Below are 13,859 nucleotides of genomic sequence, written 5' to 3'. Positions count from 1 at the left end.
ACAAACACAAATAACGCATACACATTAGCATGAAACAATACCACGATTTAGTAAAGCACGTTTTAGAAAACGGAAACGAAAAAGGAGATAGAACAGGAACTGGAACAAAAAGTGTTTTTGGGCACCAAATGCGTTTTGATTTAAGTGAAGGTTTTCCAATGGTTACCACTAAAAAACTACATTTAAAATCAATTATTTACGAGTTACTTTGGTTTATTAAAGGTGATACAAATATTAAATATTTGCAAGAAAATGGCGTAAGAATTTGGAACGAATGGGCTGATGAAAATGGTGATTTAGGTCCAGTTTATGGTCATCAATGGCGTAATTGGAACAGTGATGATATAGATCAATTAAAGGAAGTGATAGCTACCTTAAAAAAGAATCCGAATTCAAGAAGAATGTTGGTTTCTGCTTGGAATCCATCAGTATTGCCAGATACTTCTGTTTCTTTTTCTGAAAATGTAGCCAATGGAAAAGCAGCATTACCACCTTGTCATGCTTTTTTTCAGTTTTATGTAGCAGATGGTAAACTCTCTTGTCAGTTATACCAAAGAAGCGCAGATATTTTTTTAGGAGTTCCTTTTAATATTGCGAGTTATGCATTATTTACCATGATGATGGCTCAAGTTTGTGGTTATGAAGCAGGCGAGTTTATTCACACTTTTGGTGACGCACATATTTATAATAACCATATTGAACAATTAGAATTACAATTGTCTAGAGATATTAGGCCTTTGCCAAAAATGAAACTAAATACCGAGGTTAAAAGTATCTTCGATTTTACGTTCGAAGATTTTACACTGGTAGATTACAATCCACATCCTCATATAAAAGGAAAAGTTGCAATTTAAAAAGAAATAGAAAAGAGCTTTCAAATGAATTAAACTGTTTGAAAGCTCTTCTATATTTTTAGAAGCTTTTATAGCTTTATAACACAGTTTTCTGCACTAGCAAATTCGTTCCAAGCAAAAGCATCTGCTTCAACTTCGTTTACATATTCACCATCAATTAAATATCTAAACTCATAAGAATTATTAGCTTCTAAATCTACAGTTCCTTTAAAAGAACCGTTTTTTAATTTTTTTAATGGAGTAGCTTCAGCATTCCACTCATTAAAATTACCAACTACTGCTACATTATTTGCGTTTTCAGTAGGTACCGTAAAAGTTACTTTACAAACTGGTTTGCTTTTTAAAAATTGTTTTTTAATTGCCATAATATTTGTTTTCAAATTTTCTGTAAATTTATTGAACAATCACCAATATTCAAACAATATCCCTTTGAAAAACAAAGAATTATCGTTTTAATAATATCAATTGCTATTCATATGGTAATCAAAAAAAAAAGGGAGTATTATTTATCGTATGTTTAAAAATAATAGCAATAGTTTCTGTCTGATTTTCAGTTGTTTTAGCTCGAAAACGGTTTCGTAAATGCTTATTTTTTGCTGAAAACTCTTAAAAAAGTCAAATTCTCTCATCATTTCTATTATTTTTGCTAAAAATTCATTTGAAATATGATTACTGTAATTGCTGCTATTGCTAAAAATAATGCCTTAGGAAAAAACAACGATTTAATTTGGCATTTACCTGCAGATTTAAAACGGTTTAAAAAAATTACAACAGGCCATTACATATTAATGGGTAGAAATACCTTTGAGTCTATTGGAAAACCTTTACCAAATAGAACAACAGTAATTATTACTAGAAATAAAAATTATTTTAAAGACGGTTGTTTAATTGCTCATAGTTTAGAAGAAGCTCTTGAGCTTGCAAAAGAAGAAGAAAAAATATTTATTATTGGAGGGGCACAAATTTATAAGGAAACTATTGAAAAAGATTTAGCAGATCAATTAGATATTACCATTGTTCACAAAAGTTTTGAAGCAGATGTGTATTTTCCAGAAATAAATCCAAAAGTTTGGAAAATAATTTCAAAAGAAGATTTTAAAGCTGATGAAAAAAATAAGTACGATTATAGTTTTGTGAGTTATCAAAAAATCTAATTAATTCTTCTGGTTCTAAAACCACCACCCAAATTCATATTGTATTTTCTCTGGGCAAATAAAAAATAGTTAAACAGCTTATAATTTACTTCATAGCCATAATCTATATTTGGTTGATAGTCAATTATGTTTTCATAAATAGTATCATTATATGACCTTGGGTTTTGAGCTCTTTGATTCCAAGTAACTACCCAAGCTCTGTTTCTAGCCTCCAAATAACTTTGATTGTAAAAACCTTCTGGTTGCGCAACAGTATTTAAAAAAGTTGTAAAACCTGGATCTATAATTATAATTTCATACTCTAAACTATCATTAGCAATAACCACAGGTTGTTCTTTTTCTACATCTCCGTTTTTAATTGGAGATGAACCACAAGCCCATAAAAATGAAATTATGCAAAAAATAAATAAAAAATATTTTAAAAGTTTCATAATCAATTTGTTTAATAATAATAAAGGTGCAAAAATTATTCCAAAATAGGTTGATTTTTAATCGATTTAACACTAATTTTCGACTTTTTAAAATTTATGGAAAATAGGTGTTTTTGGGTTACAGGCAGTGAGTTATATAAAAAATATCACGATGATGAATGGGGTGTACCTGTATATGATGATGAGACTTTGTTCGAGTTTTTAATTTTAGAAACCTTTCAGGCAGGTTTAAGTTGGATTACCATTTTAAATAAAAGAGAAAATTTTAGAAAAGCGTTTGATAATTTCGATTATAAAAAAATTGCAAAATACCCAGAAAGTAAATATGAATCACTTTTACAAGATGCTGGCATTATTAGAAACAAACTAAAAATAAGAAGTGCCATCACCAATGCACAATTTTTTATGGAAATTCAAAAAGAATTTGGCTCTTTTTCTAAGTTTATTTGGAGTTACGTAAACAATCAACCTATAATTAATAAGTTTCGTTCGAGAGATGAAGTTCCTGCAACTTCAAAAATTTCCGATATAATTTCTAAAGATTTAAAAAAACGAGGATTTAAATTTGTTGGATCTACAGTAATGTATGCTTTTATGCAAGCTGTTGGTATGGTAAATGACCATACTATAAATTGCTTTAAATATATTGAAGAATGAAAATAAAGCACATTCCAAAATCAGATTTACAACAAATTACATCAATATTTAATAGAGAAATTGGTCGTTTTGTATTTTTTGTTTTTGTATTGTTTTTTGATGGAATTTGGTTTGCAGAAAACGTTACCAATTCTCAAACATTAATTAATATTTTAATGATTGCTGGTTTCTTAAAAATGTATTTAAGATCCACACCAAGAGTTAAAGAGTTAATGATTTATGCTGTAATTCTTGGCTTTGGTGGTGAGTATTTGTTTTCAAGAGCTTTAAATATGTATACTTATAGGTTAGAAAATGTACCCTTTTACGTTCCTTTAGGTCATGCAGCTTTATACGGACGAATTTTTATGTTTAGCAAAGCATCAATAGTTCAAAAACATCACAAAGCTATAGAACAATTATTTGGCTATTTTATAGCTTTATTTGCTACACTATATTTACTTTTTTTTGGAGATGTTTTTGGTTTTGTAATGACAGGTTTTGTATTTCTACTACTTTGGAAAAGACCAAAAGATAGGTTGTTTTTTCTTTCTATGTATCTTTTGGTAGCCATTTTAGAAATTGGAGGTACAGCTTTTGGAGCTTGGAGTTGGCCAAGTACAGCTTTTGGAGTTTTCGACTTTTTACCAAGTAACAATCCACCAAGTGGTATTAGTTTGTTTTATTTTCTTTTAGATGTTAGTTGCTTTTTTATGTACACGCAAAGACACAAAATAGCATGGAAACGTTTAAAAAGAATAAAAAAAGTAAGTAGATCTTAAAGTAATTAATGGCCTGAAAAAAAACGAATAGCCATAAAAATAATTACAATTAAACCACCGTAAATTAATACTTTTTTGCCAGCTCCATTATAGTAGCGTTCGTGGTTTTTAATATCTTTTCTGTAGCTATAAATCATTAATGCTAAAAATGCAATAATGAAAAAAATCATAAAAATAATTCTACCTGTTGTAAAAAAAGCACTTAAAAACATAAAATTTATTCTTTATATCTTGTTGATTAATAGCCACATTTCAACCTTTGTTTTTCATAAAGTTTCAATATATTGTAAATCTAAAAAATCAGTAAGAATTCTATTTTACAAAATTACAAATTATTAAATAATTAGAGTTATAATAATACCTTGAAATACATACTATAAATGAAAAAAAGAATTGCAGCCGTAACCGAATTTCACACCGCTTTTAAATTGAACATGAACAACAAACCAATTGCAAATATTGGTGAAGATAGAAACATGCTACGTTTTAATTTAATGAAAGAAGAAAATGAAGAATATTTAGAAGCTGCACAAAATAACGATTTAGTAGAAGTGGCAGATGCTTTAGGTGATATGTTATACATTTTATGTGGTACCATTATAGAACATGGAATGCAAGATAAAATTGAAGAGGTTTTTAATGAAATACAACGCTCTAATATGAGTAAATTAGGTGAAGATGGAAAACCAATTTATAGAGAAGATGGTAAAGTATTAAAAGGGCCAAATTACTTTAAACCTAATATTAAAGCTATTTTAGAGAGGTGATTTTTGGAGTTTTGTGATTGTGTTTTTGTATGGTAGGCTCTTTGGTAATTTTTTTAAATTCAGATTCTGTAATATTTACTAAGTCATCATTCAGGAAAATCTCTTTGACTTGTCCAAAAGAGCTATATGTAACAAATCCAATTATAAAAAGTAGTAGATTGTTTTTCATTTTCAAATTTTTGCCAATGTAATGATATTGCAAGTTTTAATCTGTTATATCAAACGATAACGAAATTAATGTTTTTAAATTTAAAAACTAACTGCACAATAATTTAACTTACAAGCCAAAATTCATACCTTCAAAAGCAAATTTGAAACCTAATTTTTCAATTTTAGTTTTTTCAGCTGCTGTTTTTTGTAATGCTGGATTTGTATGATTGAAGTGTATAAAAACTACCTTATTTTTAGTTTTCAAAGTTTCATTTTTAAATAATGAAACAGTTTCTTCAATAAAAGGATGTGGAATTTCAGACATGGGTCTGTTAATTTCTCCATCTTTAAAAAAAGTAGCATCTAAAAAAGCAATATCCACTTTTTTTACTTCTTCAACAATATTTTTTTGCCATTTACTCCATTTATTAATATCAGGTATAAACAAAGCAGTTTTATTTTCTCCTTCAATTTTATAACCAACAGTTTCCGAAAACTCATCTCTATGAGGTACTAAAAAAGGAGTTACTTTTAATTTATCATTTAAAACAACACTAGTGTCTTTTTGTAGGTTTTCAAAAACAATATTTTTTAATTCTACTAGTTGATTCCAAGGTCCGTTTTTAGATAAGAATTCTTTCATTTTTGGCATTGTATAAACTCTTGTTCCTTGTTTTCCTAAAGCTTCTCTACCAAAATACATAAGTCCTGCATAATGTCCAATATGTGCGTGTGTTAAAAAAATACCATCAATTAAATTGGTAGTTTTTAAATGGTTTTGTTCTAAATCTGCTAATTGTGTGCTGATGTCTGGTGTTGCTTCAAATAACCATTTTTGCGAATTTTCTTTATCAACCAAACCCAAAGAAACTACTTTTTGTTTTTTAAAATTTCCGTTGTAAAAATTTGCGCAACATTGTTTTTGACAACCAATATGAGGATAACCAGCATCTTGAGCAATTCCTAAAACAGTAATGTATTGTCCGCTTTTATGTTGATTTTCAGACTGTTTTTTGACGTTTGAGTTTTGACAAGAAAACAAAAACAAACAAATAGTAATTGCAAAATATTTCATAATAGGAAATTAAAAATTAAAGATAAAAAAAAGCATCAACGTAAATTGATGCTTTTATAAAATTATATATTATTAAAAATAAATTATAAGCAGTAATAATTAAAAACTTACTATTTATTTCACAACAACTCTCCAACCATAAGGGTCTTTTGCTTTGTTTGTTTGAATATCTGTAATGGCTTTCTTTAAAATTCCTGCGAAAGGAGTTTCTAATTCTGGTAAATCATAATCTGAACCTTGATAACCAAAACCAGCAATTGGAGAAATTACTGCAGCAGTTCCTGCTCCAAACATTTCTTTTAAGTTTCCTGCTTGTGCAGCAGCAATTACTTCAGAAACAGAAATTTTTCTAACTTCAACATCAATATTCATGTCTTCTGCAATTTGAATAATACTTTTACGCGTTATTCCGTCTAAAATTCTATCACTTGTTGGGCTCGTAATTAGAGTGTCATTAATTCTAATAAAAATATTCATTGCACCAGCTTCTTCAATAAACTCATGTGTATTGTCATCTGTCCAAATTACTTGATTGTAGCCTTTTTCTATAGCTAATTGTGTTGGGTAAAATTGCGCAGCGTAATTACCACCAGCTTTTGCAAAACCTACACCACCATTTGCTGCTCTTGCATATTTTTCTTCAATTAAAACTTTTACTTTACCAGCAAAATATGCTCCAGAAGGTGCTGTAGCAATTATTAATTTATATTCGTTTGCAGGAGATGCATGAAAACCGTTTCCAGAAGCAAACATAAATGGACGAATGTACAAAGAACTACCCTCATTTGTTGGAATCCAAGCTTCATCAACTTTTAATAATTCCTTTAAACCATCCATAAAAACATCTTCTGGTATTTGTGGAATTACCAAACGCTCAGCAGATTTGTTTAAACGTTTGCAATTGTCTAAAGGTCTAAATAAAAGTGTATTTCCTTCAGCATCTTTATAAGCTTTCATTCCTTCAAAAATAGATTGCCCGTAATGAAAAATTTTAGCTGCTGGACTTAAAGAAATTGGTGCAAAAGGCTCAATAATTGGATTTTGCCATTTGCCATCCTTAAATGTACAGGTGAACATATGATCTGAAAAAACACTTCCGAAAGGTAAATTATTAAAATCTACACTATCTATTTTAGATTTATCAATACGCTTAATTTCTATCTTAGAACTCATTGTTTAGTCAATTAAATTTCGCTACAAATGTACATAATTTATTTATCTGGTGTCATATAAAAAAACGAGATTTCATGTTAAATTTCATACATTTGTGGTATAATTAAATAAATAGTTTTTAAATGAAATTAGCAATTAAATTTTGTGCAATAGCATTTTTAGTTTTTACAGCTTGTAAAGAAGGAAAAAAAGAAAATAAGGAACTAGAAACAGCTACTCAAGAAGTAGCATATGCCACTTTTGGAGACAAAATTTCAGAAAAAGATGCACTAACAAAAGATCAAATGTTAGCAAAATTCGAAAACATGAATGTTGGTGATACAATTGATGTGAAGTTTACTTCAGAAATTAAAGAAGTATGTTCTAAAAAAGGATGTTGGATGAAATTACCTTTAAATAAAACTACAGAAACTATGGTTCGTTTTAAAGATTACGGTTTTTTTATGCCTTTAGATTCTCAAGGAAAAGAAGTAATTGTTGCAGGTAAAGCATTCGTGAAAATTACACCAGTTGACGAACTACAACATTATGCAGAAGATGCAGGAAAAAGTAAAGAAGAAATTGCAAAAATTACCGAGCCAAAAAAAGAATTTGCTTTTGAAGCAAATGGTGTTTTAATAGGTACAAAGTAATTTTTTATAAAACCAATTTCGAGTTTTGAAAAGAGAAATATTAATAACTTCAGACGGTTCTACCACCATTCATTTACCAGATTGGAATGAGCAATATCACTCCAAAAATGGATCTATAAACGAAACATACCATGTATTTATAGAAAGTGGATTAAAGATGGTTTCAGAAAATGAAGTTTCCATACTCGAAATTGGTTTTGGTACAGGTTTAAATGCTTTTATTACTTACTTAGAAGCAAAAAAACCAGTGAATTACGTTGGTGTAGAGGCTTACCCAGTTACACCAGAAGAAGTTCAAAAAATGAACTTTATTTCTGTTTTAAATGCCAAAGATAACAACGCAATTTTTAATAAAATGCACAAAGTTTCTTGGGAAGAAAAACACCAAATTACTCCAAGTTTTTCACTCTTAAAACGTAAGCAATTTTTTGAAGATATAACAGATGAAAATGCTTTTCATTTAATATATTTTGATGCTTTTGGAGCTCGTGTTCAGCCTCAATTATGGACTGAGGAAATCTTCTCAAAAATGTTTACAGCTTTAAAACAAGATGGTATTTTGGTAACCTATTCAGCAAAAGGGAGCGTTAGAAGAGCTATGCAAGCTGTTGGTTTCACTGTAGAGCGTTTACCTGGACCTCCAGGAAAAAGAGAAATGTTAAGAGCAATTAAAAAAAGTTAATTGCACACTTTTTAATATGTTTTTCATAAAACACAATTAAAATATCGTAAAATGGAATTCAAGAGAAAATTTGGAAGAAAAAAAGAAGCAAAACCTAAAAAAGGACTTTTTTTAGTAATACTATTAGCAATAGCTTTAATACTTTGGTTCAAAGCAGAAGCTATTATGGAATATTTATTTTAAGTCTTTTTTTTGAAGCTATTTCCTGCTTTCCACTATATCTTTTTTCTGAAAAAGAAAAAAGGATGTCGTTTCAATCAGGGCTAAACCTGTTTGCTAAATTATTTACTTCTTAAACTTTCTTCCTTTCCAATTGTATTTAAAAAAAACAGCTTTAAATACAACAAACACACTAAAAAACGGATAGAAAATACCACAAAACAAATACCATTTGTAGCATGTTTTTTTATGTTGATAAAAATTGATTGTTGGCAGAAATAAACACAAATCAATAATTATTTTCGCGGTTATTGGAAGAAAAGCAAATATGAAATTATCAAAATAAAATAAACTAAACAGAGTAATTAGGTTTACTAAAAACACCAATAAACCAATTAATTTTATTTTATAATTTTTAAATCTACTTGTTTTAGAAGCCCAACGAATTCTTTGATTTATCAAATCTTTCCAAGTTTTTACAGAAAAAGTAATAACCATAGCATCTTCTGATTTTAAAAACTGAACAGATTTTTTATCACTTTCTAAAAATTTTTCAAACAGAAAAACATCATCACCACTTGCAATGGTATTGTTTCCTTCAAAACCGTTTAGTTTTAGAAAGTCTTCTTTTTTATAACCCAAATTTGCACCATTGCACATAAAAGGAAAATTTATTCCAAAACCACCAATAGTTGTTCCTTGCAAACTCATAAAATCTAACAATTGAAATTGCTCTAAAAAATTATTTTCAGCTACATAATTTACGGGTGCAACTATCATTTTTGGATGGTTGACTTGTATAAAATCATCAAAAGCTTTTAACCAATTTTCTGGTAAAATACAATCTGCATCTGTGGTTACAATCCAATTATTTTTAGCAATTGAAATCGCAATTGTAATTGCGTCTTTTTTTGGAGAGTTTGACCTTCTAACATTATTTATAAGTAAAATATTTCCTCGATCACAATCTGGTAGTTTTAGGTTTTGACTGCGCTTAACCTGACAAGAAATGTTATTACTAATAATTTCTACAGAATCGTCAGAAGAAGCATCATTTACAAAAATAAATTCTATCAATTCTTTTGGGTAATTTAATAAGGAAATAGATTTTAGTAAATCCGGCAAATTTTTAGCTTCATTTCTAAAAGGAATAATCACAGAAAATGAAGTTTTCGACGCTAAATTTTTAGGTTTAAATTCATCAGCTTTGGCAAACCCAAAAGCCAAGGCAATAATTAAAATTGCGTATGTAATGAGTATGAAAGTGATAAACCAAATCATTTTACGAAGCTAGGTTTAAAAGTCAACACAAAATAACTTCCAATAATTGCAGGAAATACAAAATTAAAAATCCACATAATTGTTGTAACAGACAAAACTACAAGTGGTTCAATAGTAAAAAAAGAAAATACCCAAATAGCTACAGTACCTTTTAAAATAACATCAAAAACCGATAACATAGGTATAATAGAACTAATAAAATAAACAGATGTTATGGCGGAAATGGCATCTATATAAGAAATATCAACCTTAAAAATCTTCAGCAAAAAGTAAAATTGATGCGAAAAAACAACAAATCGTAACAAAGAAATCAAAACCACTTTAAAGTTTGTTTTTAGTGGAATTTTATAAATAAAAACTTGTATCTTTTTTATAAAATTATTTTTAGAGTTAAAATATTTTACAAATAAAAAAAGAACTAAAAAAATTACAATTCCCACCAAGACAAATTGTGACATTTTATCATAATCAACAGAAATATTGTGTTTGTATGCAAAATAAGAAAACCCAATAACTCCAAAAACAAGCGTTATTGTCATTTGATAAAAATTGCCTATTAAATTTAAGCCTACGATTTGCTTTCTAAAAGATTTATCAAAATACAATGCTTTTGCACCATATTCACCAATTCTGTTTGGTGTAATTAAAGAAGTAGTTAAAGAAGCAAAACTCTGAATTGCAGCATTTTTTTTACTTGTTTTTATACAAAATGAAGCAAGAGTTTCCCATTTTGTAATTTCTAAGAACCAGTTTAAAAATGTAAAAATGAATAAAAAAAAGATGTTTTTAATAGAAAAAAGGTCGTTTTTAATCAAATTTTGATAAAAATCAGGAAAATGAAACTCACTATTAGTAGCCAATCTTTTCCAAATAAAAAATCCACAACCAAATACAATAGTTAGTTTTATGAGCAACCAAAAGAATTGTTTAGATTTGTATGAAAGCGAGTTGTACATTTTGTGCAAAGTAATAAATAATCATCAGTAATAATGATGATAAATTTAAAAACAATCTAAGATTGTGGCTATAGAAAAAATTATTTTAGGAATAGATCCAGGAACTACAATAATGGGTTTTGGTTTGATAAAAGTGGTAGGAAAAAAAATGGAATTTATTCAAATGAATGAATTAATTCTTACAAAATATAGTGACCATTATTTAAAACTAAAATTAATTTTTGAAAGAACAATTGAATTAATTGATACCTACAATCCTGATGAAATTGCTATTGAGGCACCATTTTTCGGAAAAAATGTACAATCGATGTTAAAGTTAGGTAGAGCACAAGGTGTTGCAATGGCTGCAGGCTTGTCTAGAGAAATTCCGATTACTGAGTATTTACCAAAGAAAATTAAAATGGCAATTACAGGAAATGGAAGCGCGAGTAAAGAGCAAGTTGCTTTGATGTTAAAATCGCTTTTAAATTTAAAAACGTTACCAAAAAATTTAGATGCAACAGATGGTTTAGCAGCTGCAGTTTGTCATTTTTACAACTCAGGTAAAGTTATTGGAGGTAAGAATTATACTGGTTGGGCAAGTTTTGTAAAGCAGAATCCTAAAAAGATTAAATAAATTTTTAGTTTTCAGTAGCAGTAGCAGTAGCAGTAGCAGTAGCAGTAGCAGTAGCAGTAGCAGTAGCAGTAGCAGTAGCAGTAGCAGTAGCAGTTAGGGTTAACAATTTGTAATACAACATAACTTATGAGCTTTATAGATCTATTAGCATTTAAAAAATCGTTTAATTTATCGATGAAAATTTTTGAAATTTCTAAATCTTTTCCAAAAGAAGAAAGATATTCTCTAACAGATCAAATAAGAAGATCTTCTAGAAGTGTATCTGCAAATATATCAGAAGCTTATAGAAAAAGACAATATCCAAAACATTTTTCAAGTAAATTAACTGATTCTGATGCTGAAAATTCAGAAACTTTAACTTGGTTAATGTTTGCTTTAGAGTGTAAATACATTGATAAAGGTACTTTTGAAAATTTATCTTCTGAAAACTCAGAAGTTGGAAAGTTAATTAATTATATGATAAATAACCCTGGTAAATTTGGTGTTAAATAAGTTTGCCAACTGATACTGCTACTGAGAACTATTTTATGTCTGGCATCTATATTCACATTCCTTTTTGCAAACAAGCTTGTTTTTACTGCGACTTTCATTTTTCTACTTCTTTGAAGAAAAAAGAAGAAATGATTTCATCATTAGTTAAAGAAATCGAAATCAGAAAAGATGAGTTAGATAATAAAACTGTTGAAACCATTTATTTTGGAGGAGGAACTCCATCTGTTTTAAATACGGAAGAAATTCAGCTTTTAATAAATGCTGTTTACAATAATTTTGTAGTTGTAGAAAACCCAGAAATTACATTAGAAGCAAATCCAGATGACTTATCTGAAGAAAAAATTATAGAGCTTTCCAATTCACCAATAAACAGATTAAGTATTGGAGTTCAATCTTTTTTTGAGAAAGATTTAAAATTGATGAATCGCGCTCACAATTCAAAAGAAGCTAAAAACTGTTTACAAATTGCTTCGCAATATTTTACAAACATTTCTGTCGATTTAATTTACGGTATTCCAGATTGTACCAATGAAGAATGGAGAGAAAACATAAAAACTGCTTTGAGTTTTGGGATTCCTCATATTTCTAGCTATGCATTAACAGTAGAGCCCAAAACAGCCCTAGAAACATTAATTGCAAAAGGAAAAATTAGCAATGTTGATGAAGAAAAAGCACAAGAACAGTTTTATATTTTATTAGAAGAATTAAAAAAAGCTGATTTTATACATTATGAATTATCAAATTTTGGAAAAGAAAATTTTTTTAGCAAAAATAATTCGGCTTATTGGTTAGGAAAATCTTATTTAGGAATTGGACCTTCTGCACATTCTTTCGATGGGAAACAACGCAGTTGGAATGTTAGAAATAATACGAAATATATAAAATCCATTCAAGACAATAAATTACCAATTGAAAGAGAAATTTTATCTAAAACCGATGTTTATAATGAATATATAATGACGGGTTTACGAACTATTTGGGGAATTTCTTTTGATAAAATAAAAAATGATTTCGGTGAAAACTATCTGCAATATTTAAAAAAGCAATCTGAAAAATACATAAAACAAGCGCTGTTAGAAGTAACAACAACTTCAAGTGGAACTTTAAAAATTTCCACAACCAAAAAAGGAAAATTTTTATGTGATGGTATTGCATCTGATCTTTTTATGGTGAATTGATACTAAAAATACTTTAAGAGTTTTTAAATATGTTTTAAAAAGGTATATTTGAGATATTCGTAAAAATTTCAGAAAAAGTTAAGTATATAAATGAAAGCAACTATAGAATACAATTCCAGGAAAATAACAGTAAACATCTCAGATCCTTTAGATATTTCAATACCTATAGATGTTTCAAAAAAGAATGTAAATGCTTGGTATGTAGATGATCCAAAGATATTTCCAGAAGAAATAGATGGAGAAATTGTAAAGGTTTCTGAAGGTGCAGTTGTAAATTTTAACAATATACATTTCAATCCACATTCACATATTACTCATACAGAATGTGTGGGTCATATTACAGAAAAAGTGCATTCTGTAAATAAAAATTTAAAATATTTTATATTTCTTGCAGAAGTAGTAACTGTTGCTCCTGAAAGTAAAGGTGAAGATTTGGTAATTTCTGCAAGACAATTAAAAACTGCTTTAGGAAATAAAAAAAGAGACGCCATTGTAATTAGAACAATACCAAATTTAACAGATAAAAAATCTATGAGTTATTCTAATACAAATCCGCCTTATTTACTAGAGGAAGCAGCTGTTTATTTAAAAGAAAAAGGTATAAAACATTTATTAATTGATTTGCCTTCAGTAGATAAGGAAAAAGATGATGGAGAGTTGTTAGCACATAATGCTTTCTGGAATACTTCTGGAAAAATAAGAATGAATGCCACAATTACGGAGTTTATTTACGTACCAAATTCTGTAGAAGATGGCGAATATTTATTGAATTTAATGATTGCACCTTTTGAGAATGATGCAACACCTAGCAAGCCTGTTTTGTATAAGATTATTAAGTAAT

At 28.4% G+C, this 13,859-nt stretch carries 20 protein-coding genes; 12 read left to right on the top strand and 8 right to left on the bottom strand.

The features are described from left to right. Window positions 1–29: 29 nt before the first annotated feature. The gene (locus FDT66_RS02275; protein ID WP_138534525.1) at window positions 30–854 is read left to right on the top strand and encodes a thymidylate synthase; all 825 of its coding nucleotides are present in this window, start codon (window positions 30–32) and stop codon (window positions 852–854) included. A 68-nt stretch (window positions 855–922) separates the two neighbouring features. Here the strand turns inward: FDT66_RS02275 and FDT66_RS02270 are convergent, their stop codons facing one another. Next, window positions 923–1,219 (bottom strand): isoamylase early set domain-containing protein, encoded by a 297-nt coding sequence (locus FDT66_RS02270; RefSeq protein WP_138534524.1) that lies wholly within the window; start codon window positions 1,217–1,219, stop codon window positions 923–925. Window positions 1,220–1,519: 300 nt separating this feature from the next. On the opposite strand from FDT66_RS02270, the gene FDT66_RS02265 reads away from it, so the two are divergent. Next, entirely contained in the window at window positions 1,520–2,008 is a 489-nt protein-coding gene (locus FDT66_RS02265; RefSeq protein ID WP_138534523.1) for a dihydrofolate reductase, read from the top strand. Here the strand turns inward: FDT66_RS02265 and FDT66_RS02260 are convergent. After that, window positions 2,005–2,439 carry a DUF6146 family protein gene (locus FDT66_RS02260; RefSeq protein ID WP_138534522.1) on the bottom strand — a complete coding sequence of 145 codons (435 nt, stop codon included), beginning with the start codon at window positions 2,437–2,439 and terminating at the stop codon, window positions 2,005–2,007. The two genes, FDT66_RS02265 and FDT66_RS02260, sit on opposite strands and share 4 nt — an antisense overlap. Before the next feature lie 96 nt (window positions 2,440–2,535). On the opposite strand from FDT66_RS02260, the gene FDT66_RS02255 reads away from it, so the two are divergent. Continuing rightward, window positions 2,536–3,096: a DNA-3-methyladenine glycosylase I gene (locus tag FDT66_RS02255; RefSeq protein WP_138534521.1), complete on the top strand. Its 561-nt coding sequence runs from the start codon at window positions 2,536–2,538 to the stop codon at window positions 3,094–3,096. Next, on the top strand, window positions 3,093–3,857 hold the full coding sequence (locus FDT66_RS02250) for a hypothetical protein (RefSeq protein ID WP_138534520.1): 765 nt from the start codon (window positions 3,093–3,095) through the stop codon (window positions 3,855–3,857). The genes FDT66_RS02255 and FDT66_RS02250 overlap by 4 nt, the downstream gene beginning before the upstream one ends. 5 nt (window positions 3,858–3,862) lie before the next feature. On the opposite strand, the gene FDT66_RS02245 is transcribed toward FDT66_RS02250, so the two are convergent. Next, a complete protein-coding gene (locus tag FDT66_RS02245) occupies window positions 3,863–4,027 on the bottom strand; it encodes a hypothetical protein (RefSeq protein ID WP_317130832.1) in 165 nt (54 codons plus the stop codon). Between the two features lie 210 nt (window positions 4,028–4,237). Here FDT66_RS02245 and FDT66_RS02240 point away from each other — a divergent pair, with 210 nt between their 5' ends. Beyond that, window positions 4,238–4,624 (top strand): pyrophosphohydrolase domain-containing protein, encoded by a 387-nt coding sequence (locus FDT66_RS02240; protein ID WP_138534518.1) that lies wholly within the window; start codon window positions 4,238–4,240, stop codon window positions 4,622–4,624. Here FDT66_RS02240 and FDT66_RS02235 read toward each other — a convergent pair. The 3 genes from FDT66_RS02235 to FDT66_RS02225 all read right to left on the bottom strand — a co-directional run bounded on the left by FDT66_RS02235 (window position 4,608) and on the right by FDT66_RS02225 (window position 7,022). After that, the gene (locus FDT66_RS02235) at window positions 4,608–4,793 is read right to left on the bottom strand and encodes a hypothetical protein (RefSeq protein ID WP_138534517.1); all 186 of its coding nucleotides are present in this window, start codon (window positions 4,791–4,793) and stop codon (window positions 4,608–4,610) included. The two genes, FDT66_RS02240 and FDT66_RS02235, sit on opposite strands and share 17 nt — an antisense overlap. A gap of 108 nt (window positions 4,794–4,901) precedes the next feature. Continuing rightward, the gene (locus FDT66_RS02230) at window positions 4,902–5,849 is read right to left on the bottom strand and encodes an MBL fold metallo-hydrolase (RefSeq protein WP_138534516.1); all 948 of its coding nucleotides are present in this window, start codon (window positions 5,847–5,849) and stop codon (window positions 4,902–4,904) included. A 114-nt stretch (window positions 5,850–5,963) separates the two neighbouring features. Continuing rightward, entirely contained in the window at window positions 5,964–7,022 is a 1,059-nt protein-coding gene (locus tag FDT66_RS02225; RefSeq protein WP_138534515.1) for a branched-chain amino acid aminotransferase, read from the bottom strand. 122 nt (window positions 7,023–7,144) lie between these two features. On the opposite strand from FDT66_RS02225, the gene FDT66_RS02220 reads away from it, so the two are divergent. The 3 genes from FDT66_RS02220 to FDT66_RS14200 are packed head-to-tail and all read left to right on the top strand — an operon-like array spanning window position 7,145 to window position 8,519. Further along, window positions 7,145–7,654 carry a DUF4920 domain-containing protein gene (locus FDT66_RS02220; protein WP_138534514.1) on the top strand — a complete coding sequence of 170 codons (510 nt, stop codon included), beginning with the start codon at window positions 7,145–7,147 and terminating at the stop codon, window positions 7,652–7,654. A gap of 25 nt (window positions 7,655–7,679) precedes the next feature. Next, window positions 7,680–8,336 carry a tRNA (5-methylaminomethyl-2-thiouridine)(34)-methyltransferase MnmD gene (mnmD, locus tag FDT66_RS02215; protein ID WP_138534513.1) on the top strand — a complete coding sequence of 219 codons (657 nt, stop codon included), beginning with the start codon at window positions 7,680–7,682 and terminating at the stop codon, window positions 8,334–8,336. Between the two features lie 51 nt (window positions 8,337–8,387). Beyond that, window positions 8,388–8,519, top strand: a complete 132-nt coding sequence (locus tag FDT66_RS14200; RefSeq protein ID WP_262709553.1) for a hypothetical protein — start codon at window positions 8,388–8,390, stop codon at window positions 8,517–8,519. Between the two features lie 102 nt (window positions 8,520–8,621). Here FDT66_RS14200 and FDT66_RS02210 read toward each other — a convergent pair whose 3' ends face one another. Together FDT66_RS02210 and FDT66_RS02205 are read right to left on the bottom strand one after the other, a co-directional pair. Continuing rightward, window positions 8,622–9,776, bottom strand: a complete 1,155-nt coding sequence (locus tag FDT66_RS02210) for a glycosyltransferase family 2 protein (RefSeq protein ID WP_138534512.1) — start codon at window positions 9,774–9,776, stop codon at window positions 8,622–8,624. Beyond that, entirely contained in the window at window positions 9,773–10,732 is a 960-nt protein-coding gene (locus FDT66_RS02205) for a hypothetical protein (protein WP_138534511.1), read from the bottom strand. The genes FDT66_RS02210 and FDT66_RS02205 overlap by 4 nt, the downstream gene beginning before the upstream one ends. 64 nt (window positions 10,733–10,796) lie before the next feature. On the opposite strand from FDT66_RS02205, the gene ruvC reads away from it, so the two are divergent. The 4 genes from ruvC (at window position 10,797) to FDT66_RS02185 (ending at window position 13,858) form a co-directional block, all read left to right on the top strand. Next, entirely contained in the window at window positions 10,797–11,348 is a 552-nt protein-coding gene (ruvC, locus tag FDT66_RS02200; protein WP_138534510.1) for a crossover junction endodeoxyribonuclease RuvC, read from the top strand. Window positions 11,349–11,474: 126 nt separating this feature from the next. Further along, entirely contained in the window at window positions 11,475–11,840 is a 366-nt protein-coding gene (locus FDT66_RS02195) for a four helix bundle protein (protein ID WP_138534509.1), read from the top strand. A 35-nt stretch (window positions 11,841–11,875) separates the two neighbouring features. Further along, the gene (gene hemW, locus FDT66_RS02190) at window positions 11,876–13,018 is read left to right on the top strand and encodes a radical SAM family heme chaperone HemW (RefSeq protein ID WP_138534508.1); all 1,143 of its coding nucleotides are present in this window, start codon (window positions 11,876–11,878) and stop codon (window positions 13,016–13,018) included. 90 nt (window positions 13,019–13,108) lie between these two features. After that, complete coding sequence (locus FDT66_RS02185; protein WP_138534507.1) at window positions 13,109–13,858, top strand: cyclase family protein; 750 nt, start codon at window positions 13,109–13,111, stop codon at window positions 13,856–13,858. The last annotated feature ends 1 nt before the right edge of the window (window position 13,859 follow it).

It is taken from the genome of Polaribacter aestuariivivens, assembly GCF_005885675.1.
Classification (GTDB): Bacteria; Bacteroidota; Bacteroidia; order Flavobacteriales; family Flavobacteriaceae; genus Polaribacter; species Polaribacter aestuariivivens.
Note: the sequence above shows the minus strand (reverse complement) of the source record. Positions and strands in the feature narration are given on the sequence as shown.